The organism is Kribbella sp. NPDC003557, assembly GCF_040610805.1.
Lineage (GTDB): Bacteria > Actinomycetota > Actinomycetes > Propionibacteriales > Kribbellaceae > Kribbella.
Genome location: NZ_JBEXMY010000009.1, coordinates 26,604 through 45,055, shown reverse-complemented (window position 1 = coordinate 45,055; position 18,452 = coordinate 26,604). Strand labels below are relative to the sequence as shown.

Here is an 18,452-nt window from a genome sequence, read left to right as displayed (position 1 = left end):
GGTTACGCGATCGGGAAGTCGAAATACGTGTCCGGGTACGGCTCGTCCCGAAGCGTGTAGTGCCACCACTCGTGCTCGCAGCGGCTGAAACCCGCGGCCTCCATGACGCTGCAGAGGTGGCGACGGTTCTGGGCCTCGACCTCCGTCACACCGGCGGCTCCGTGGTGCGAGATCGGGTCCATCAGGTCGTGGTCGCCGCCCATGGGCGCCAGCTCGCCGGTCGCCAGGGAGTACAGCGTCAGATCGACGGTGCTGCCCCGGCTGTGGCCGGACTTCGCGGCCACATAGCCCTCGGAGATCATCTGGCTGCGCTCGATGTTCGGGTAATGCCGTGCCTTCGTCCGGCCGTCCTCAGGCTCCGTGGACCAGCGCAGGAAGTTGTCCACGGCCCGTTGCGGGCGATAGCCGTCCCACAGCAGCAGACCGAAGCCGCGCGGCGCGGCCTTGTCGCGGGCCGTTTCCAGGGCCGCGCACAGCGCCCTGGTCCCGACGATGCGGTTCACCAGGTAGCCGTCCGCCGGCTTCCCGAGGAAGTTGTCCCAGGTGGCGTACTTCGCGTCCCACCGGATCCCGGGGAGGTCGACGTAGCCGAAGCCGGCGTTCACTGCAGTTTCCCGGTCAGCGTCACCGACACCAGCCGGTCGATCACCTCGCCGAGCGGTACGCCGGCCGCCGCCATCATCCGCGGATACCGGCTGTACGACGTCATCCCCGGGAACGTGTTGACCTCGTTGAGCACGGCTCGCCCGTCCGTCGTGAGGAACATGTCGACACGCGCCAGCCCACGGCAGCCGAGCGCGCCGTACACCGCCTTGGCTGCCTCCTGGACGAGCACCCGTGCGGCTTCGGGGATGTCGGCGGGAACGATCGGCGTCGAGTTCTCGGAGCCGCTCTCCGGCGAGTCCTCCTGGTGGATCTTGAAGAAGCCGTGGGTCAGCGCGATGTGGTCGAGCTCACCGGTCATCAGGTCGAGGTCGTTGCCCATCACCGCGCAGCCGATCTCGCTGCCGACGACGGCCTCTTCGATCAGCACCTTGAAGTCGAACTGACGCGCGGTCTCGAGCGCGGCCGGCAACTCGTCAGGCCCCGAAACCTTGCTGACACCGAACGACGAGCCCGATCGGGCAGGCTTCACGAACACGGGGTAGTTCAGCCCGCTCGGATCGATGCCCTGATCACCGGTGACGATCCAGAAGTTCGGCGTCGCGATGCCCGCGCTCCTCGCGACGGTATAGGTCAGCGACTTGTCCATGCACTGCACAGAGCTCTGGATGTCGCAGCCCACGTAAGGAATGCCGGACAGTTCGAGCAGGCCCTGGATCGCGCCGTCCTCGCCCCGCTTGCCGTGCAGCACGGGAAGCACCACATCGAGGTTGATCGTCCGGTACTGCCCCTGCCGGATCCGCGATCCCAACCGGTCCGACTCCAGGACGAGCAGGCCGCTGACGCTGCTGTCCGGCGACAGCACGACCGGGTGGGTGTTCTTGATCTCCCAGTCCGGTCCGGGACCGTCGCAGAGCTTCCACATGCCGCGCTGCGTGATCCCGATGTAGTACGGCTGGTACTTGTCCAGGTCGAGGTTCCGGGCGATCTCCTGTGCGGACTTGACCGAGACCGGGTGTTCCTCGGAGTCGCCACCGAAGAGGATGCCGATCTTCACCTTATCCATGGTTCTCCCTGCTTCCGAAGTTCAGGCAATTGACGATGGAGTTCTCGACCGTGTCGCGCAGCGCGTGGTCGGTGTAGTAAGCGGTATGCGGACTGATCAGCACGTTGGGCAGCTTCTGCAGTCGCAGCAGCAGCTCGCTCTCGACCGGCTCGTCGCGGCGGTCGGCGTAGAAGATCCCTTCCTCGCCTTCGAGTACGTCGAGGGCCGCGCCACCCAATCGGCCGCTCTCCAAGGCATCGGCCAGCGCGGCCGTGTCGAGGAGTGCCCCGCGTCCGGTGTTGACGACGAACGCGCCCGGCTTCAGCTGCTCGATCCGCCGCCGGTCGAGCAGGTGATGCGTCTGCGCGGTCAGCGGCGTGTGCAGCGTCACGACGTCGCTGTGCCGCAACAGCTCGTCGAGCCCGACCCGCGGAGCCGAACGCTTGTCGTGGGCAACTACCCGGCAGCCGAACCCCCGCAGCCGGTCGACCACCGCCGAGCCGATCCGGCCGGTCCCGACGACGCCGACGGTCAGGTCCCGCAGTTCCCGCCCGCGCACCGCGTCCAGGCGGTAGTCATGGACGTCGGTCCGCCGCAGGACCGACCTCATGTTCCGGATCGCCATCAGCATCAGCATCAGCGTGTAGTCCGCGACGCTGTCGGGGGAGTAGCTGACGTTCTCGACGGTGATGCCGACGTGCTCGGCGTACCTCACGTCGAGGTGGTTGTAGCCGATGCTGCGGGTGGAGATGTACCGGACGCCGGCGTGGGCGAGCGCAAGCAGCGTGGAGTTCGTGACCCTGGTCTTGTGACCGATGCTGATGCAGCGGCTGCCGGCGACCAGGTCGACGTTGGCTTCGGAGACCGGCGCCGCGGTGACGACCGGAACGACCCCGAGGCGGGCGGTCAGCTCCCGGAACAACGCGGCTTCGTCCGGCTCGCAGCCGAAGATCGTGATGCCTGCGAGCCGTTCGGCGCTCCGTACCGCAGTCTCTGCCGGTTCGCTGTAGGTCATGCCTCCAAGTCAAGAGGAGGGGGTGTTGCCGGTCCGTATCCGGTTTTCGATATGCCCACGAAATGTGGACGCCTCGCGCCACCAGGCCCGCGACGCCAGCGCGGCCAGTCCGGCACCCAGGGCGTTGACCAGTACGTCGTCCACCGACGACACCCGATCGAGCCGGAGCACGTACTGCGCGAGCTCGATCAGGACCGAGCAGGCCGCTGCGAATCCAACGATCCGGGGCAGCGACGCCAGCCTCGAGAACCGCAGCGGAGCGAAGAAACCCAGCGCCGCGAACACCAGCAGATTGCCGGCGATCTGCCAGGGCGACATCGACAACAGGTCCCGCAGCGGGACGAGGCTGACCCGGCCGGGAACTTGCCCGGCCCGGCTGCCCGGCAACATCGTCATCCAGACCCACGGCACCGTCCCGTAGACCATGCCGACCTCGGCGAGCGACAGGCGCCACGCCGACGCCGTACCGCGGGCCCGTCGCCACAGCGCCAGAACGCAGACCAGCAGGGCGGCCGGCGGCGCGGCCGCGAAGGTGAGCAGGACCGTTCCGTTGAAGGTCCGGAACAGGTCGTGCCAGTCCCTGATCATCACGCTATTTCCGCTTGCCTCTCACGTATTCGCGCCGCCGCATGTAGAGGTCGAAGGCCCGGTACATCACCGGTCGCAGCGGCAGGTCCCACTCGCCGACGTACCGCACCGCCCGACCGCCGGTGCCGACCTTGAACTGGATCAGTCCCACGTGCGGGTCGTCGGTGTCGAGCGTCGGCGTGATGCCGCGCAGGTCGTACACGTCGCAGCCGGCCGCCAGCGAGTCGCGGATCATCGCCCACTGGCAGGCGTTCGAGCCGCGGACGTCGCGTTTCTCGGTGGCGGAGGCGCCGTACGAGTACCACGCGTACGCACCGGCCCGGACCAGGATGGTCGCGGCGACCAGGTCGCCCTCGTGATGGGCGAGGTAGAGCTTGATCCGCTCGGGATCCTCCGCGCTCATCTCGGCGAACATGGTCTCGAAGTACCGCAGCGGCCGGGGCATGAAGTGGTCGCGTTCGGCGGTGTGGACGTAGAGGTCGTGGAACGCCTTCAGGTCGTCCCCGACCGTGACCTCGACACCCGCCTTGGCCGCCTTCTTGATGTTGCGGCGCCAGAGCTGGTTCATGCCCCGCAGGACGTCGTCCTCGCTCCGGCCGGCCAGCGGAACCTCGTACTTGAACTGCGGCTGCCCCGCGCCGAAGCCGTCCTCCGGGTTCTGCGGCAACCACCCGGCAGCGCTCAACTGACTGCTCACACGCGCACCAAGGGGATCGACAGCGCCAGGCACGTCGGTGAGCCGGCCGATACCGGGATCGGCGATCCCGGCCTTGACCTGCTCGGCGCTCCAGCTGTGCGTGCGCAGCGGTGGAACCAGCCGGATCGCGAACGCGCCGTGCGCCTTCAGGTACGCCGCCAGCGGGTCGAGCCAGGTGGTGAGATCGCCGGTCCAGTCGATGGACGGCCCCTCGGGCAGGTAGGCGAGCGTGTGGCGTTCGAGCCGCGGCACCGGCCGATGCAGGACCAGCCCGGCGCCGACGAGCCGCGGCCCGTTGTACCAGCCGAGGGACTCGCTCCGCCACTCGGTCTTCACGCGGCCCCATGCCGGGGTCTGGAGGAAGCTGACCGACCGCTGGGTCGCCACGAACGCCAGGTGCTCGGCGGAGCTGATCGGCGCGACGGTCAGCGTCACCCCTGCATCCTCGGGTCGTGCGTCGGGTCGGCGTACCTGGGCGGGCAGCCGTGGGTGACGGCCTCGGGCCGCAGCTCGTAGTGCCACGGCTCGTTGTCGTAGATCTGGCACAACCCGTACCGGGCGCCGTGCTCGGACAGCCAGGCCGTGGCGTCGGACCGGCCGATGTCGATCGCCTGTCCCGCGACGTGCGGGGACGTGGCGGGCGTGGCGACCCAGCGGGCGGCTTCCTTCTCCGAGCCGTACTTCGAGACCGCGTCGCGCAGCAGCTGTTCCTGGTACGCCGGTGTGCGCCAGCCGCTGTTGACGTAGAACTTCACCCCGTCGTTCCCCGCGTCCGTCGCCGCCCGGCGGAGCGCGCCGAGCAGAGCGGGGTCGAGGTTGCCCACCGCCGGGATGTGGTCGTCGAAGACCGTCAGGCCCTCCGGGACGGCGCCGTCGGCCTCGCCCAGCGTGGATCCGGCCGAGAAGGACGGGAACGCCAGCGTCTGATGGATGAACACGCCGATGATCGCCACGTTCGCGACCACGAGGGCCGCGCGGATCGACATTCTGGTCCGGCGGCCTGCTGGCTGTGCCGGTGCGCTGACGGACATGGGTCCAGTCAAATCGGCACGGTGTTGCCGGCGCGTATCCGGTTTTCGATACATGGGCGATATGTGCCGCCTCGTAGTATCGAGGGTGTGCGGGTGCTGATCGTGGAGGACGAACCCGAGATGGCGGGCGCCATCCGCGATGGCCTGCGCCTGGAGGCGATCGCCGCCGACGTGGCCGGCGACGGCGACACCGCGCTGGAGCTGCTGAGCGTCAACACCTACGACATCGCCGTTCTCGACCGCGACATCCCCGGCCCGTCCGGCGACGAGATCGCCGAGCGGATCGTTGCCTCCGGCAGCGGTCTGCCGATCCTCATGCTGACCGCCGCGGACCGGCTCGACGACAAGGCGTCCGGGTTCGAGCTGGGCGCCGACGACTACCTGACCAAGCCGTTCGAGCTGCAGGAACTCGTGCTCCGGCTGCGCGCCCTCGACCGGCGGCGCGCCCACAACCGCCCGCCGGTGTGGGAGATCGCCGGGCTGCGGCTGGACCCGTTCCGCCGCGAGGTCTACCGCGACGGCCGGTACGTCGCGCTGACGCGGAAGCAGTTCGCCGTGCTCGAGGTCCTGGTCGCGGCCGAGGGCGGTGTGGTCAGCGCCGAGGATCTCCTGGCGCGCGCCTGGGACGAGAACGCCGACCCGTTCACCAACGCCGTACGGATCACGGTCTCGGCTCTGCGCAAGCGGCTCGGTGAACCCTGGCTGATCGCGACGGTGGCCGGTGCCGGCTATCGGATCGACGCGGGGCCGAGGGATGGTTAGGGAGCCCGGGCTGAGCGTCCGGCTCAAGCTCACGCTCAGCTACGCGGGATTCCTGATGCTCGCCGGCGCCTTGCTGCTCGCGGCCGTCTGGGCGTTCCTGCTCCGGTACGTTCCCGATCGGGCGATGCTGATCGTTCCCGACGGCATCGACGACGGCGTCTTCCCGGTCCGCTCCGTGCTGCTGCGCACGTTCGCGCCGCGGGCGGCCGTCGTACTGCTGATCCTGCTCGTCTTCGGTCTCGCGGGCGGGTGGCTGCTGGCCGGCCGCATGCTCGCCCCGCTGACCCGGATCACCGAAGCCACCCGGCTGGCCGCGACCGGGTCGCTCGCGCACCGGATCCGGTTGCCGGGGTCGAACGACGAGTTCCGCGAGCTCGCCGACGGGTTCGACACGATGCTGGCGCGGCTGGAGGCACACGTCAGCGAGCAGCAGCGGTTCGCGGCCAACGCCTCGCACGAGCTGCGAACGCCGCTGGCGATCACCCAGACCTTGCTCGACGTCGCCCGCAACGATCTGAACAGCGACAACCGTGTCCTCGTCGACCGCCTCCGTGCCGTCAACAACCGGGCGATCGACCTCACCGAGGCGTTGCTCCTGCTCAGCCGGGCCGACCAGCGGTCGTTCACACCGGAGCCTGTCGACCTGTCCCTCCTGGTGGAGGAAGCCGTCGAGACCTTGCTGCCGCTCGCGGAGAAACGTGGTCTGACGATCGAGGTCTCCGGCGAGGTGGCCATGGCCATCGGTTCGCGTGCGCTGCTGCTGCAGCTGACGATGAACCTTGTGCACAACGCGATCGTGCACAACCTGTCCGGCCACGGCACCGTGTGGATCACCACCGGCATGCGCTCGGGCACCGCCGAGCTGGTCGTCGAGAACACCGGCGAGGAGCTCTCGCTGCGGATGGTCGCCACGCTCACCGAGCCGTTCCAGCGCGGTGCCGAGCGGACCCGCGCCGACCACGGCGGGGTCGGTCTGGGCCTGGCGATCGTCAACACCATCGCGCAGGCCCACGACGGGACCCTGGCGCTCATGCCGCGCATCGGTGGCGGGCTCCGGGCCACCGTGCACGTGCCCGCCGATCTCAGCCGTTCTTCAGCGTGAAAGTCAGGTGGGTGACGCCGCTCGGGGACGAGACCACCTCGACGTCGTACCTGTCCTCGAGCGCCTCCAGTCCGTCCCACAGGCGCGCGCCGCGGCCGAGCACGATCGGGACCTGCGCGACGTGCAGGTAGTCGATCAGCCCTTCGGCGAGGAACGCGCGGACGACGGTGGCCCCGCCGCCGACACGCACATCGCCGCCGTTCGCCGCGGCCTTCGCCTGCTCGATCACCTCGCGCGGGGACGCGTCGACGAAGTGGTACGTCGTCCCGCCCTCCATCTCGACCGACGCGCGCGGCCGGTGGGTGAGCACGAACACCGGTGAGTGGAACGGCGGATTCGGCCCCCACCAGCCCTTCCACTCCGGGTCGTCCTGCCAGCCGGGCGGCCCGAACTTGCCGGCCCCCATGATCTCGGCCCCGATCCCGCGCTCGTGCTGCTCGGCGAACGCGTTGTCGACGCCGAGCGTGCCACCAGGCACCTCGTCCGCGGCATGGAAGAACCGCGTCCCGACCAGCCACTCGTGCAACCGCTCCCCGGCATGCCCGAACGGCGCCTCGAGCGCCTGCCCCGCACCCGTCCCGAACCCGTCCAGCGAAATCGCGAAGTTGTGAACCCGCACCTCGGACATCTGAAACTCCCTTCACCCTCGGCGCCGCCGTCCGGCGCCCGCACAGGAAGGTCGGACCCGCCGCCCTCCCCTTGACATCGGCAGCTGGACAGTACGTATACGTCCACTTGCCCCGCCCTCAGGCGGGGCGCCGGCCGGATTACGGCGCAGTGGACGTATACGTACTGTCGACCTGCAGGTCTCCAGCCGACGAACCTTTTTGCCGGTTCTTCACCGTTGAAATGAGTCTGATTAGCGTGCGCGCATGGAGATCAACAGGAGAACGGTTCTGGGTGGTTTGGCGGGGGTCGTCGGCGCGACGGCCCTGCCCTCCGCGGCGGCTTACGCGGGTGCGAGGCGGTATCCGGCGGCCTGGCCCGAGTCGGCGCCGTACGGCGTGGCTGATACGCGGCTTGATCTGTGGCCGCGGGACGACAACTCGTTCGTGCTGCCGCTCGAGCTGCGGCCGCGGGACGAGGAGCTCGGACGGGTGTGGATGCGCGACACCTACGTCAACTGCTTCACGGTCAACGGCCGCCCGCTGTACGTCGCGACCGGCACGACGCGCGTACCGGGTCTGCCCGCGGCCGGTCCCTGGAACGACGGGATCTTCGTTTGGACGGCGCCCTCGTTGCACGGACCGTGGCGGCTCGCCGACACAGGCGGGATCCGGCCCGGCGCCGAGCGGGGCAAGGTCTGGTCGCCCGAGTTCGCCGGCGAGAACACGCCCGGCCGCACCGTTGTCGCCCCGTGGCAGGAGTACTGGTACGACACCCAGTTCGGCAAGCGCGGCCAGGCGTGGGCTCCCGAGCTGCACTACTTCCGCGACACCTGGTACATCGTCGCCTGTATGGGCGACCACTCCCGCAAGGTCGGCTCGTTCCTGCTGATCAGCGAGGGTGGCGTCGAGGGCCCGTACCGCCTGGCGGAGGGCAACCTGGACAAGCCGTTCGGCGACTCCTTCATCGGCGGACCGAGCTTCATCCTGCCCGGCGCGTACCACCACATCGACGGCGGCCTGTACTCCGAGGGCGACCAGGCCTGGCTGGTCCTGCACAACAACCTCTACGCGCCGTTCCGCGACGATATGGAGGACATCGTCCCGACGACCGGACTGCCGTCGTTCCAGCAGAGCCCCTACTCACCCGAGCCGTACCTCGAGGGCGCGTACGTCTTCAAACACGGCGGGAAGTACTACCTGCTCCACGCCGCCTGGGACCGTGCCTCCACCAACCCCGACGGCAGCGCCCGAAACGCCTACGACCCGCCGGGACCGGGTCGCGTGCAGTACCAGTACGACCTGGTGATGGCGGTCTCCGACCATTTCGAGGGCCCGTATTCGCACCGCTGGACCGCCGGGGTCGGTGCCGGCCACAACAACATCTTCACCGACGCCGCCGGCCACCTGTGGGCAACGTTCTTCCGCAACCCGGCCGCGGGCTACTGGGCGGACCCCACCCGCGTCGGCGACGCCGCCGTACCAGGCGTCGTCCGGATGGAGTGGACAGGCCCGACCAGCAACCGCATCTACGCGCAACGGCGCAAGAACGGCTGACCACGTCGTCGGGCCCTCCAGCGCAGGAGGGCCCGCCGCGGGTCACTTGCCGTACGTGGTCTCGTCGAGGCCGCTCATTGTCGGGTCGTAGCCGACGTCGCCCACGTCGTACATGGACGTCATCCAGTGGTAGAAGTTGTCGCCCCGCTCCCGCAGCACCGTGTAGAGGCGTCGCATCAGCTGCGACCGTACGCCGGCTTGCTCCGGGTGCTCGTACACGTTCAGCAGCTCGTCCGGGTCGAGCTCCAGGTCGTACAGCTCGTTCACCGAGTCCGGGTTCACGACGAGCTTGTACCGGTCCGTGCGCAGCATCCGTTGCGGATAAGGGAAGTGGTGCCCGTGGAACTCGCACACGATGTCGTCGTCCCACTCGGCCGGCTCACCACTCACCAGCGGCAGCAGGCTCCGTGAGTCGACCGCGTTCTTCGGGTCGGCCCCGGCCAGTTCGAGGATCGTCGCGGTGCAGTCCAGCAGGCTGACGAACTCGTTCCGTACGACGCCCTCGGGCTGCCCGGGCACCCGGAGCAGGCCGGGCGTGCGGTAGATGTCCTCGTACATCGCCGGCCCCTTGTCGTGCAGCCGGTGCGAGCCGGTGAACTCCCCGTGGTCGCAGGTGAAGAACACCGCGGTGTCGTCGGCGAGCCCGAGCCGCCGCATCGCCTGCAGCACCCGGCCGAGCTCGAAGTCGATCAGCGCGACGTACCCCTGGTAGATCGCGATCAGCTTGCGCGTTGTCTCGATCGGCATCGTGTCGAACGTCCAGTGCGCGCTGTAGTTCTTCTGCACCATCGGCTTGCCCTGGAACGTCTCCGCCACCGACCGCGGCAGCTCGACGTCCGCCGGATCGATCAGGTCGAAGTACTCGTCCGGCAGGATGTACGGCAGGTGCGGCCCGAAGAGGTGCAGCGCCAGGAAGAACGGCTTCCCACCGTCGGCGGCGTACCGCTCGAGCATCTCGATCGCGCGGGTCGCGAGGTAGTGCTCGAAGGTCGCCTCCACCGGCTGGTGCAGCCGCGCGGCGAGCAGGTTGCCCGGCCCGCCGTTGGGCAGCGTGCCGCGGATCCGGTCGGAGATCTCGTACGGCGGGAGCCCGCGCTCCTCGAGGTACGCCAGATAGTCGGGGTGGTCCACCGGGTTGTGCCAGCCCGGCAGATCGGGCCCGTCGAAGCCGAAGTCACCGGCCGACTTGTTCGTGCCCACGTGCCACTTGCCGATCAGCCCGCAGTTGTACCCGCGGTCGCGCAACGCCTGCGAGAACGTGAACGTGCCCTCGCCCAGGTCTTCGAGGTATCCGACGTTGCGCTCGTAGTTCGCCAGCAGCTTGTGCCGGAACGGCGCCTGGCCGGTGAGCAGGCTGGCCCGGGCCGGCGTACAGATCGCGGTCGGCGTGTACCAGCGGTCGAACCGGGTCCCGGTCCGGGCCAGCTCGTCGAGGTTCGGGGTCGTCCCCAACCGGTTGCCGTAGGCACCGAGCGTGTCCGCCCGGTGCTGGTCGGTCATCAGGAAGAGGATGTTCTGCGGCTCGGTCACTTGGCCACCGAACCGGAACTCGCCGAGGTGAACAGGTCGCCGGTGTAGTAGGTCTTCGGGTCGGTCTTCGACTTCAGCTTGCCGGCCTGGACGAAGTAGTCGGCCATCCCGTTCAGCCACTTGTCGATCGTGCCGTCCTTGGTCTTCGCGTCCAGCTCGTCGACCGACAGCACCTTCACGTTGCCGGCGTCGGCCTTGACCTGGTCGACCGGCACGTTCAGCATCTTCGCGGTCAGCTCGATCGACTGGTCCGTGTTCGCGGACCGGTAGGCCATCGCGTCGCGCAGGACCGCGATCGTCTTCGCGGTCTTGTCCTTCTGCCCGGACACGACGTCGTTGCCCGCCACGAAGGCGGTCGGGAACGAGACCTGCGCCTCGAAGTCGGAGTTCTTGGCGAGCTCGGTCAGGTCCGGGACCTGCTTCTTGATCGTCCCGATCGCCGGGTACCAGAAGCCGGCCGCGTCGATCTTCTTCGACGCGAATGCCGACACGATCGTCGAGGCGTCCATGTTCACCACCTTGAGGTCGCTCTTCGACATCCCGGCCTTCCGCAGCGCCAGCGTCAGGATCATGTCACCGGACGTGCCTTCCGGTACGCCGACGGTCTTGCCGCGGAGCTGGTCGATCGACGTGGTCCCGGAGCGCGCGATCACCCGGTCGGCATTGCCGAGCGTGTTGATCGCGATCACCTTCGCCTGCCCGGAGGCCGGCAGCCAGAACGCGCCCGGGCCGATGTAGCCGAAGTCGAGATCGCCGGTGCCGAGCGCCTGGATCTGCAGCGGGCCGTTGGTGAACACCTTGGTGCTCGCCTTCAGGCCGTGCTTCTGCCAGAGCTTCTGGTCGTTCGCGATCGCCAGCAGGCTGGTGCCGTTGTAGTCGGCGATATAGCCGAAGTTCACCTCCTGCAGCGGTCCGCCGTCGGCGGCCTTGTCGTCGGACCCGCCGCAGCCGGCGAGGGTGAGCGCGAGGGCGACGGCTCCGGCGGCCAGCGCCGTCAGCTTGCGTGAGAACGTCATCAGGGGGTCCTTAGGATCGAGCCGTCGCGGGCGACGGCAGAGTGGTTCCGGAGTCGGCGGCGGTGCGGCCGTCCTGGTGGTAGACGGAGTGCCAGACGTGGTTGCGCAGGTCGGCGAACTCGGCGCTCAGCCGGAACTCCTCCGACCGCGGGTAGGGCAGGTCGACGTCGATCACGTCGTAGATCCGTCCCGGCCGGGCGGCCATCACGATGACGCGGTTCGCCAGGAAGACCGCCTCGTCGACGTCGTGGGTGATGAACAACACCGTGCGCTGCTCCTGGCTCCAGGTGTCGAGCAGTTGCTCCTGCAGCTTCACCCGGGTGAGCGCGTCCAGGGCCCCGAACGGCTCGTCCATCAGCAGGATCGACGGGTTCACGGCGTACGCGCGGGCGATCGCGCAGCGCTGCCGCATCCCGCCGGACAGCATCTTGGGCAGCGCGTCGGCGAAGTCGGCGAGCCCCACCACGTCGATGAAGTGCTGCGCGCGTTCGCGGCGCTCGGCCTTGCCGACACCGGCGGTCTTGAGGCCGAACTCGACGTTCTTGCGCACGGTGAGCCAGGGGAAGAGCGCGTACTGCTGGAAGATCACGCCGCGTTCCGGCCCGGGGCCTTCGACCGGCACGCCGTCCACGAGCGCCCGTCCGGAGGTGGGTTCCTCCAGGCCGGCGAGGATGTTCATCAGCGTGCTCTTGCCGCAGCCCGACGGGCCCACGACGGTGATGAACTCGTTGTCGGCGATGTCGAGCGACACCCGGTCGAGCGCGGTGAAGGTGTCCTTGCCGAGGGCAAAGGTTTTCGTCACGGACTGCACGGAGATCTTCATCGGCGCTCCTGCCATCCGGTGAGCCGGCGTTCGGCGGTCAGCAGGATCCGGTCCATCAGCAGACCGAGGACGCCGATCGAGATCAGGCCGACGAAGATCGTCGGCAGGTCGTAGTACAGCTGCGCGTTCTGCATCCGGAAGCCGAGGCCCTGCTGGGCGGCGATCAGCTCGGCGGCCACCAGGGTCGCCCAGGCCGATCCGAGGCCGACCCGCATGCCGACCAGGATGAACGGCGTCGAGGCGGGCACCACCACCCGGGCGAAGATGGCGGCGTCCCTGGCGCCCAGCACCCGGGCCGCGTTGATCAGGGTGCGGTCGACGTTGACCACGCCCTGGAACGTCGAGATCACACAGGCCAGGAACGCGGCCAGGAAGATGACGAAGATCTTCGGCGCCTCGCCGATCCCCATCAGCACGATGGCCAGCGGGATGATCGCCAGCGGCGGGACGGTGCGGAAGAACTGGATCCACGGCTCGACCAGCCCGCGCACCACGGCGTACCAGCCCATCAGGAAGCCGACCGGGATCGCCGCGGCGGTGCCGAGCGCGAAGCCGATCAGCACCCGCGTCAGGCTGGCCAGCACGTCCTTGCCCAGCGTCCCGTTGCCGGTCAGGGTGATCGCCTGCGAGACGACCTCGGGTGGTGTGGGGAGTTTGAGCCCGGCGAGCGCCAGTGCCCACCACACGGCGATGCCGAGACCGACGGAGACCGCGTTCAGCAGCAGCGGGAGACCACCGGCCCGGGCGCGCGTTCGTCCTCCGGCGCGGTCGCGCGGCTTGGCGCCGCGGGCGGTCTGGTCACTGATCACGGCCATCGGCCACTCCTCGGGTCTGCCGCGGGCGGATCGCCGCCCGCGAACCGGCGCCGGCGGGCGCCGGCGTCTCGGGGTAGCCCGCCAGTAACGGCGAACTGTGGAACACCGCGGCAAGGGCGCCGAGCGCGCCGTCGTCGTCGGCGAGGTGCGCGGCCCGGACACCGGGGGAGGCGGCGCCCGGGAAGAGTTCGTAGGCGACCGTCGCGGCGGCCTGCTCGACGAGCGCCGGCGCGATCCGGGTGATCTCGCCGCCGATCACGATCTCCGCGGGGTTGAGCGCCATCGCGACCGCGGCGAGCACACGGCCGACCGCGGCGGCAGCGTCCCGCAGGACGCGGTCGGCCAGCGGGTGCGACCGGGCGACCGCGGCCGCGAGGTCGTCGAGGCTCTCGACCGGAAGTCCGGCGGCGCGGCAGGCGGCGAGGATGGCGGGGACCGAGGCGATGGTCTCGAGGCAGCCGTTCTTGCCGCAGCGGCAGGGGTCGCCGTCGGCGCGCACGGTGACGTGGCCGAGTTCGCCGGCCAGGCCGGCCGACCCGGACACCAGCCGGCCGCCGACGACGAGTCCGCCGCCGACGCCGTCGGACAGGCGGAGGTAGAGCAGGTTCTCGATCGCCTTCTCGCCGAAGATCGCCTCCGCGAGCGCCGCCAGCCGGGTGTTGTTGTCGACGATCACCGGCGCGCCGAACCGCTCGCAGAAGGCTTCGTCGACCGAGGCCTCGTGGAAACCCTCGGCCGCCGCCCGGTGGGACGGGTAGTCGCGGACGCCGGGTTTGCCCGAGTACGGGCCAGGAATCCCGATGCCCACGCCCTGCAGGGCGCCGTAGTGGACGCCGTACTCGTCGCTCAGCCGCTCCACCAGGCGGAACGCGACGTCGAGCCGGGTCGGCCAGTCCACCCGGTCGTCGTACCGGTCGGAGCCCGAGGCGACGATCTCGTGCGAGGCGTCCGCCACCGTGACGTGCACGCGGCGGTGCCCGAAGTCGACGCCCATGAACTGCCCGGAGGCCGGATCCAGCGCCAGCCGCTCGGCGGGACGCCCGCTGCCCTCCCGGTGCGCCGCGTCGGTGTCGGTCACCACGATCGCACCGCGCTGCAGCAGGCTCCCGGTGATCTCGGACAGCGTCGTCCGGGACAGACCGACCGCATGGGCGATCTGATTCCGGCTCAGCGCGCCCTGCTCACGCAGCACCTGGAGGACCCGCTCCTCATGGGTCCTCCGCACCAGCGCCTGCACTCCTGGAAACGTCTGCACGTTCGTGACGGTAGGAACCAGGAATTATTCCGTCAACACTCCGACATAATTCAGCCCGCTTTCCGACGAACCCGGATCCAATTCCCGCGGCAGACTGCGACGGGGCGCGCCCGACCACGTCACCCTGACCGCGTGGCTTCGGCTGGTTACGGCTGTAGCAGGGCCTTGATCGCCTGGCGCTGGTCCATGGCTTCGTAGGCCTTGGGTGCGTCGGTGAGCGGGACCGTGAGGTCGAAGACCTTGCCGGGATCGATCTCGCGGCGGGAGATCAGGTCGATCAGCGTTGGCAGGTAGTGGCGGACCGGGGCCGGGCCGCCGTGCAGGTGGACGCCGGAGAAGAACAGTTCGTCGCCGGGCAGGGCCACGTCGTGCGCGACCCCGACGTACCCGACATGGCCGCCGGCCCGGGTCGCGCGGATCGCCTGCATCATCGACTCCTGGGTGCCGACCGCCTCGATGACGCTGTGCGCGCCGTACCCGTTGGTGAGCTCCTTGATCCGCGTGACACCGGCGTCCCCGCGCTCGGTGACGATGTCGGTCGCGCCGTACTCCAGGGCCAGCTTCTGCCGGGGCTCGTGGCGGCTCATCGCGATGATGCGCTCGGCGCCGAGTTGCTTGGCGGCGAGCACACCGAGCAGCCCGACGGCACCGTCCCCGACGACGGCCACGGTCTTGCCCGGGCCCGCCTCGGCTGCCACCGCGGCGAACCAGCCGGTGCCGAGGACGTCCGACGCGGCCAGGAAGGATGGGATCAGATCGGCGTCGGGCATCCCGCCGGTGGCGACGAGCGTGCCGTCCGCGAGCGGGATCCGGGCCAGCTCGGCTTGGGTGCCGATGGCACCCATCGGCTCGGCGTGGACGCACCTCGACTGGTACCCGGCCCGGCAGATCTCGCACGTGTTGTCGGAGGCGAAGAACGAGCCGATCACGAAGTCGCCGGGCTTGACGGTGCGGACCGCGGACCCGATCTCCTCGACGACCCCGACGTACTCGTGCCCCATCGGGGTCGCTCCGTCGAGCCGGTCCTGGCCGCGGTACGGCCACAGGTCGGAACCGCAGACGCAGCTGGCGCTCAGCCGGATGATCGCGTCGGTCGGTTGCTGGATCGCCGGGTCGGGCCGGTCCTCGACGCGAACGTCGCCGGGACCGTACATCATGACTCCACGCATCGGTGGGAACCTCTCTGGTTGGTGATCAGTGCGAACAGGGAAAGGACCGTCAGGGCGAGCACGATCGACGCCATCGGTACGGCGCTCCGCTCGCCGCCGAGACCCGCGAGCGGGGCGACGACACCGGCCATGCACCACTGCAGGAATCCCAGCAGTGCCGAGCCGGTGCCGGGATGCTCCGGGACCTGGGCGGAGGCGAGCGCGCCGGCGTTCGGGCCGACCAGGCCCTGGGCGGTCATCAGGACGAAGAAGCCGGCCAACGCCACCGGCAGCGGCATGCCTGCGAGCGCGCCTCCGAGCAGCGTCACACCGGCGACGCCGGTCACGGCGAGCCCGACAAGGACGACCCGCCGGGTCGGGACCCGATCGGCCAGTCGCGCGGCGACCAGGGTGGCGACGGTCAGCCCGACGGCGTTGAACGCGAAGTCCACGGAGTACGCGACGGGCGAGAGGCCGTTCATCGACTGCAGCACGAAGGCCGACGTCGCGACGTACGCGAAGATCGTGCCCATCGAGAAGGCGAAGACCACCAGGTAGCCGATGAATCCACGGTGCCGCAGTACGTCGCCGCTGAACGGCTCACCGCGGCGGCGCAGGGTTTCCGGAACGCCGACCGCGACCGTCGCCACCATCAGCGCGGCGAGCCCGGCGACGAGCCAGAACGACACCCGCCAGTGGGTGAACTGCAGCACGGCCGCGCCGAGCAACGGCCCGACGATCGGCGCGATCCCCGCGACACCGGCGACCACGTTCATCGCCCGGACCAGCCGTGCTCCGGAGGTCAGGTCCACGACGATCGACCGCGCGATGACCATCGCCCAACCGCCGCTGAAGCCCTGCAGCAGCCGCGCGACCATCAGCACGCCGATCCCCGGGCTGAACGCGCACAGGAGCGACGCCGCGGTCAGCACGACGAGCGAGACGAGCAACGGGCGACGCCGGCCGACCCGGTCCGAGAACGGTCCGCCGAGCAACTGGCCCAGCGCCATACCGACGAAGAAGGTGGTCAGCGTGAGCTGCACCTCGGTCGGGCCGGTGTTCAGGTCGCGGGCGACCAGCGGGAACGCGGGCACGTACATGTCGGTCGCCAGCGGCGCGATCGCGGTGATCAGCACGACCGAGGCGAGAACCGTGGCGGTCAGCGTCACGGTCGGACGCGCGGCAGTACTGGTCATGTCTCCATGCAAGCGCCGGCGGAGGCGCCGAAGAAGTCACGCTGGAGAGGTGTACCGGCAGTACATCCCTCGGGCGGCGCGGCGGCGTTACTGTCGATGACATGGACAACAAGGCCGAGGTCCGTGAGTTCCTGACCTCACGGCGGGCGAAGCTGACCCCGTCGGACGTCGGCCTTCCCGCGGTCGGGCAGCGCCGGGTGGCCGGTCTGCGCCGCAGCGAGGTGGCCACGCTGGCCGGGGTGAGCGTCGAGTACTACGCGAAGCTCGAACGGGGCACGATCGCCGGCGCCTCGTCGGGGGTGCTTGAGGCGATCGCCCAGGCCCTCCGGCTGGACGACACCGAGCGCGCGCACCTGCTCGATCTGGCCCGCGCCGCCGACGGCATCCCCGCCTCGGGACGCCGGCGTCGCCGGACCACCGCCCAGAGCCCTTCGCGGCCGAGCCTGCAGTGGGCGCTGGACGCGATCACCGACGGCATCGCGTTCGTCCGCAACCCGCAGCAGGACCTGCTGGCCACCAACGCGCTCGGGCGGGTCTTCTACTCGCCACTGATCGGCGACGGCGGACGGACGCCGAATCTCGCCCGCTTCCAGTTCCTCGACCCGGCGTCGCGCGACTTCTACCCCCACTGGGACGTGTTCGCGCAGATGTGTGTCGCGATCATGCGCGCCGAGGCCGGCCGTGACCCGCACGACCGCGGCCTGCAGGACCTGGTCGGCGAGCTGTCCACGCAGAGTGAGACCTTCCGCCGGCTGTGGGGATCGCACGACGTCCGCACCCACGGCTCGGGCACGAAACGCTTCCACCACCCCGAGGTCGGCGACCTCACCCTCGCCTACGAGGAGCTCGCGATCACCGCCGAGCCCGGCCTGATCCTGATGGTCTACACCGCCGAACCCGGCTCCCCGTCCGCCGAGAAACTCCACCTCCTCGCCTCCCTGGCCGCCGATCCCGTCCGGCCGTAGCCTCAGGCGCGGGTGAGGGTGATGTTGCCGCCGTGGGTCCGGGCACGGACAGGCACGGTGCGGACGGCCGGCCCGTCTGTTTCCACCTTGTTGAGGACGCGGCCGACCGAGGTGTGGGCGTCCAGGGCGGGTGTGGTGCCGGCGGGGACGCCGATCGCTACCTCGCCGGTGGCGGTGTAGAGGTCGACGGGGCCGGTGCCGAGGGTGCCGACGCGGATGTTGCCGCTCGCCGTCCGGGCGTTGACATCGCCGCCGGCCGTGTCGACGGTGATGTGGCCGGTGGCCGACTTCGCGCGCAGGTTGCCGGTCACCTTGTCGACGTGGATGTCGCCGTTGGCGGTCTTCAGCTCGCACGAGCCGATCTCGCCCTCGACGACGTACTCGCCCTTGGCGGTGTAGCCGTGCAGGTCGGAGCCTGTCGGCAGCTCGATCAGGACCTCGACGGCGCCGTACCGCTTGCTGAAGATCGACCGCAGTTTCGGGTGCTTGACCTGCAACCTGCCGTCGGTGAACTCGACGACCACCTCGTCGGCGGCCTTGACGTCCAGCTCCCAGTCCGGGTCCGTCGGCCGGACCTCGACGACGGTGTCGGTGCGGTCGCTCGCCTTGACGACGATGTTGCCGAAGATGATGTCGATGGTGGCGGAGATCGGCGCGGGGGTGGTGAAAGTGGACATCTGATCGCTCCCTGTGGTGTCG

The 18,452-nt window shown here is 69.7% G+C and carries 19 protein-coding genes; 4 read left to right on the top strand and 15 right to left on the bottom strand.

Features of this window, described 5'->3' with window-relative positions:
* Nucleotides 1–2 precede the first annotated feature (2 nt).
* The 6 genes from vanX to ABZW60_RS33745 are packed head-to-tail and all read right to left on the bottom strand — an operon-like array spanning nucleotide 3 to nucleotide 4,979.
* Entirely contained in the window at nucleotides 3–605 is a 603-nt protein-coding gene (gene vanX / locus ABZW60_RS33770) for a D-Ala-D-Ala dipeptidase VanX (RefSeq protein WP_355483855.1), read from the bottom strand.
* Nucleotides 602–1,669 (bottom strand): D-alanine--(R)-lactate ligase, encoded by a 1,068-nt coding sequence (gene vanA, locus ABZW60_RS33765; RefSeq protein ID WP_355483853.1) that lies wholly within the window; start codon nucleotides 1,667–1,669, stop codon nucleotides 602–604. The genes vanX and vanA overlap by 4 nt, the downstream gene beginning before the upstream one ends.
* Nucleotides 1,662–2,663, bottom strand: coding sequence for an NAD(P)-dependent oxidoreductase (locus tag ABZW60_RS33760; RefSeq protein ID WP_355483851.1), 1,002 nt, complete (start codon nucleotides 2,661–2,663; stop codon nucleotides 1,662–1,664). Before ABZW60_RS33760 ends, vanA begins: the two co-directional genes overlap by 8 nt.
* Before the next feature lie 9 nt (nucleotides 2,664–2,672).
* On the bottom strand, nucleotides 2,673–3,251 hold the full coding sequence (locus ABZW60_RS33755) for a VanZ family protein (RefSeq protein WP_355483849.1): 579 nt from the start codon (nucleotides 3,249–3,251) through the stop codon (nucleotides 2,673–2,675).
* A 4-nt stretch (nucleotides 3,252–3,255) separates the two neighbouring features.
* Nucleotides 3,256–4,383 (bottom strand): peptidoglycan bridge formation glycyltransferase FemA/FemB family protein, encoded by a 1,128-nt coding sequence (locus tag ABZW60_RS33750; protein ID WP_355483847.1) that lies wholly within the window; start codon nucleotides 4,381–4,383, stop codon nucleotides 3,256–3,258.
* Complete coding sequence (locus tag ABZW60_RS33745; RefSeq protein WP_355483846.1) at nucleotides 4,380–4,979, bottom strand: M15 family metallopeptidase; 600 nt, start codon at nucleotides 4,977–4,979, stop codon at nucleotides 4,380–4,382. The genes ABZW60_RS33750 and ABZW60_RS33745 overlap by 4 nt, the downstream gene beginning before the upstream one ends.
* An 87-nt stretch (nucleotides 4,980–5,066) precedes the next feature.
* Between ABZW60_RS33745 and ABZW60_RS33740 the strand changes: the two genes are divergently transcribed.
* The gene (locus ABZW60_RS33740) at nucleotides 5,067–5,741 is read left to right on the top strand and encodes a response regulator transcription factor (protein ID WP_355483844.1); all 675 of its coding nucleotides are present in this window, start codon (nucleotides 5,067–5,069) and stop codon (nucleotides 5,739–5,741) included.
* Nucleotides 5,734–6,843 (top strand): HAMP domain-containing sensor histidine kinase, encoded by a 1,110-nt coding sequence (locus tag ABZW60_RS33735; RefSeq protein WP_355483842.1) that lies wholly within the window; start codon nucleotides 5,734–5,736, stop codon nucleotides 6,841–6,843. The genes ABZW60_RS33740 and ABZW60_RS33735 overlap by 8 nt, the downstream gene beginning before the upstream one ends.
* On the opposite strand, the gene ABZW60_RS33730 is transcribed toward ABZW60_RS33735, so the two are convergent.
* The gene (locus ABZW60_RS33730; RefSeq protein WP_355483841.1) at nucleotides 6,824–7,471 is read right to left on the bottom strand and encodes a dihydrofolate reductase family protein; all 648 of its coding nucleotides are present in this window, start codon (nucleotides 7,469–7,471) and stop codon (nucleotides 6,824–6,826) included. The genes ABZW60_RS33735 and ABZW60_RS33730 overlap by 20 nt on opposite strands.
* A 244-nt stretch (nucleotides 7,472–7,715) precedes the next feature.
* Here ABZW60_RS33730 and ABZW60_RS33725 point away from each other — a divergent pair, with 244 nt between their 5' ends.
* Nucleotides 7,716–9,005, top strand: coding sequence for a family 43 glycosylhydrolase (locus tag ABZW60_RS33725; RefSeq protein WP_355483839.1), 1,290 nt, complete (start codon nucleotides 7,716–7,718; stop codon nucleotides 9,003–9,005).
* 42 nt (nucleotides 9,006–9,047) lie between these two features.
* Here ABZW60_RS33725 and ABZW60_RS33720 read toward each other — a convergent pair whose 3' ends face one another.
* The 7 genes from ABZW60_RS33720 to ABZW60_RS33690 all read right to left on the bottom strand — a co-directional run bounded on the left by ABZW60_RS33720 (nucleotide 9,048) and on the right by ABZW60_RS33690 (nucleotide 16,788).
* Complete coding sequence (locus tag ABZW60_RS33720; protein ID WP_355483837.1) at nucleotides 9,048–10,535, bottom strand: sulfatase-like hydrolase/transferase; 1,488 nt, start codon at nucleotides 10,533–10,535, stop codon at nucleotides 9,048–9,050.
* Nucleotides 10,532–11,551, bottom strand: a complete 1,020-nt coding sequence (locus tag ABZW60_RS33715) for an aliphatic sulfonate ABC transporter substrate-binding protein (protein WP_355483835.1) — start codon at nucleotides 11,549–11,551, stop codon at nucleotides 10,532–10,534. Before ABZW60_RS33715 ends, ABZW60_RS33720 begins: the two co-directional genes overlap by 4 nt.
* Nucleotides 11,552–11,561: 10 nt before the next feature.
* Nucleotides 11,562–12,374, bottom strand: coding sequence for an ABC transporter ATP-binding protein (locus ABZW60_RS33710; RefSeq protein WP_355483833.1), 813 nt, complete (start codon nucleotides 12,372–12,374; stop codon nucleotides 11,562–11,564).
* Nucleotides 12,371–13,189 (bottom strand): ABC transporter permease, encoded by an 819-nt coding sequence (locus tag ABZW60_RS33705; RefSeq protein ID WP_355483832.1) that lies wholly within the window; start codon nucleotides 13,187–13,189, stop codon nucleotides 12,371–12,373. Before ABZW60_RS33705 ends, ABZW60_RS33710 begins: the two co-directional genes overlap by 4 nt.
* Nucleotides 13,173–14,444 carry an ROK family transcriptional regulator gene (locus ABZW60_RS33700; RefSeq protein WP_355483830.1) on the bottom strand — a complete coding sequence of 424 codons (1,272 nt, stop codon included), beginning with the start codon at nucleotides 14,442–14,444 and terminating at the stop codon, nucleotides 13,173–13,175. The genes ABZW60_RS33705 and ABZW60_RS33700 overlap by 17 nt, the downstream gene beginning before the upstream one ends.
* A gap of 146 nt (nucleotides 14,445–14,590) precedes the next feature.
* Nucleotides 14,591–15,613: a zinc-dependent alcohol dehydrogenase family protein gene (locus ABZW60_RS33695; RefSeq protein ID WP_355483828.1), complete on the bottom strand. Its 1,023-nt coding sequence runs from the start codon at nucleotides 15,611–15,613 to the stop codon at nucleotides 14,591–14,593.
* The gene (locus ABZW60_RS33690; protein ID WP_355483826.1) at nucleotides 15,598–16,788 is read right to left on the bottom strand and encodes a multidrug effflux MFS transporter; all 1,191 of its coding nucleotides are present in this window, start codon (nucleotides 16,786–16,788) and stop codon (nucleotides 15,598–15,600) included. The genes ABZW60_RS33695 and ABZW60_RS33690 overlap by 16 nt, the downstream gene beginning before the upstream one ends.
* 101 nt (nucleotides 16,789–16,889) lie before the next feature.
* Here ABZW60_RS33690 and ABZW60_RS33685 point away from each other — a divergent pair, with 101 nt between their 5' ends.
* Nucleotides 16,890–17,753, top strand: coding sequence for a helix-turn-helix transcriptional regulator (locus tag ABZW60_RS33685; protein WP_355483824.1), 864 nt, complete (start codon nucleotides 16,890–16,892; stop codon nucleotides 17,751–17,753).
* A gap of 2 nt (nucleotides 17,754–17,755) precedes the next feature.
* On the opposite strand, the gene ABZW60_RS33680 is transcribed toward ABZW60_RS33685, so the two are convergent.
* Nucleotides 17,756–18,430, bottom strand: a complete 675-nt coding sequence (locus ABZW60_RS33680; RefSeq protein WP_355483823.1) for a DUF4097 family beta strand repeat-containing protein — start codon at nucleotides 18,428–18,430, stop codon at nucleotides 17,756–17,758.
* Between the last annotated feature and the right edge of the window lie 22 nt (nucleotides 18,431–18,452).

Coding starts and splice junctions, on each gene's coding strand:
- vanA (WP_355483853.1), bottom strand. CDS start 1,669: ATGGATAAGGTGAAGATCGGCATCCTCTTCGGTGGCGACTCCGAGGAA.
- ABZW60_RS33760 (WP_355483851.1), bottom strand. CDS start 2,663: ATGACCTACAGCGAACCGGCAGAGACTGCGGTACGGAGCGCCGAACGG.
- ABZW60_RS33755 (WP_355483849.1), bottom strand. CDS start 3,251: ATGATCAGGGACTGGCACGACCTGTTCCGGACCTTCAACGGAACGGTC.
- ABZW60_RS33745 (WP_355483846.1), bottom strand. CDS start 4,979: ATGTCCGTCAGCGCACCGGCACAGCCAGCAGGCCGCCGGACCAGAATG.
- ABZW60_RS33735 (WP_355483842.1), top strand. CDS start 5,734: ATGGTTAGGGAGCCCGGGCTGAGCGTCCGGCTCAAGCTCACGCTCAGC.
- ABZW60_RS33730 (WP_355483841.1), bottom strand. CDS start 7,471: ATGTCCGAGGTGCGGGTTCACAACTTCGCGATTTCGCTGGACGGGTTC.
- ABZW60_RS33725 (WP_355483839.1), top strand. CDS start 7,716: ATGGAGATCAACAGGAGAACGGTTCTGGGTGGTTTGGCGGGGGTCGTC.
- ABZW60_RS33715 (WP_355483835.1), bottom strand. CDS start 11,551: ATGACGTTCTCACGCAAGCTGACGGCGCTGGCCGCCGGAGCCGTCGCC.
- ABZW60_RS33710 (WP_355483833.1), bottom strand. CDS start 12,374: ATGAAGATCTCCGTGCAGTCCGTGACGAAAACCTTTGCCCTCGGCAAG.
- ABZW60_RS33705 (WP_355483832.1), bottom strand. CDS start 13,189: ATGGCCGTGATCAGTGACCAGACCGCCCGCGGCGCCAAGCCGCGCGAC.
- ABZW60_RS33695 (WP_355483828.1), bottom strand. CDS start 15,613: ATGCGTGGAGTCATGATGTACGGTCCCGGCGACGTTCGCGTCGAGGAC.
- ABZW60_RS33690 (WP_355483826.1), bottom strand. CDS start 16,788: ATGACCAGTACTGCCGCGCGTCCGACCGTGACGCTGACCGCCACGGTT.
- ABZW60_RS33685 (WP_355483824.1), top strand. CDS start 16,890: ATGGACAACAAGGCCGAGGTCCGTGAGTTCCTGACCTCACGGCGGGCG.
- ABZW60_RS33680 (WP_355483823.1), bottom strand. CDS start 18,430: ATGTCCACTTTCACCACCCCCGCGCCGATCTCCGCCACCATCGACATC.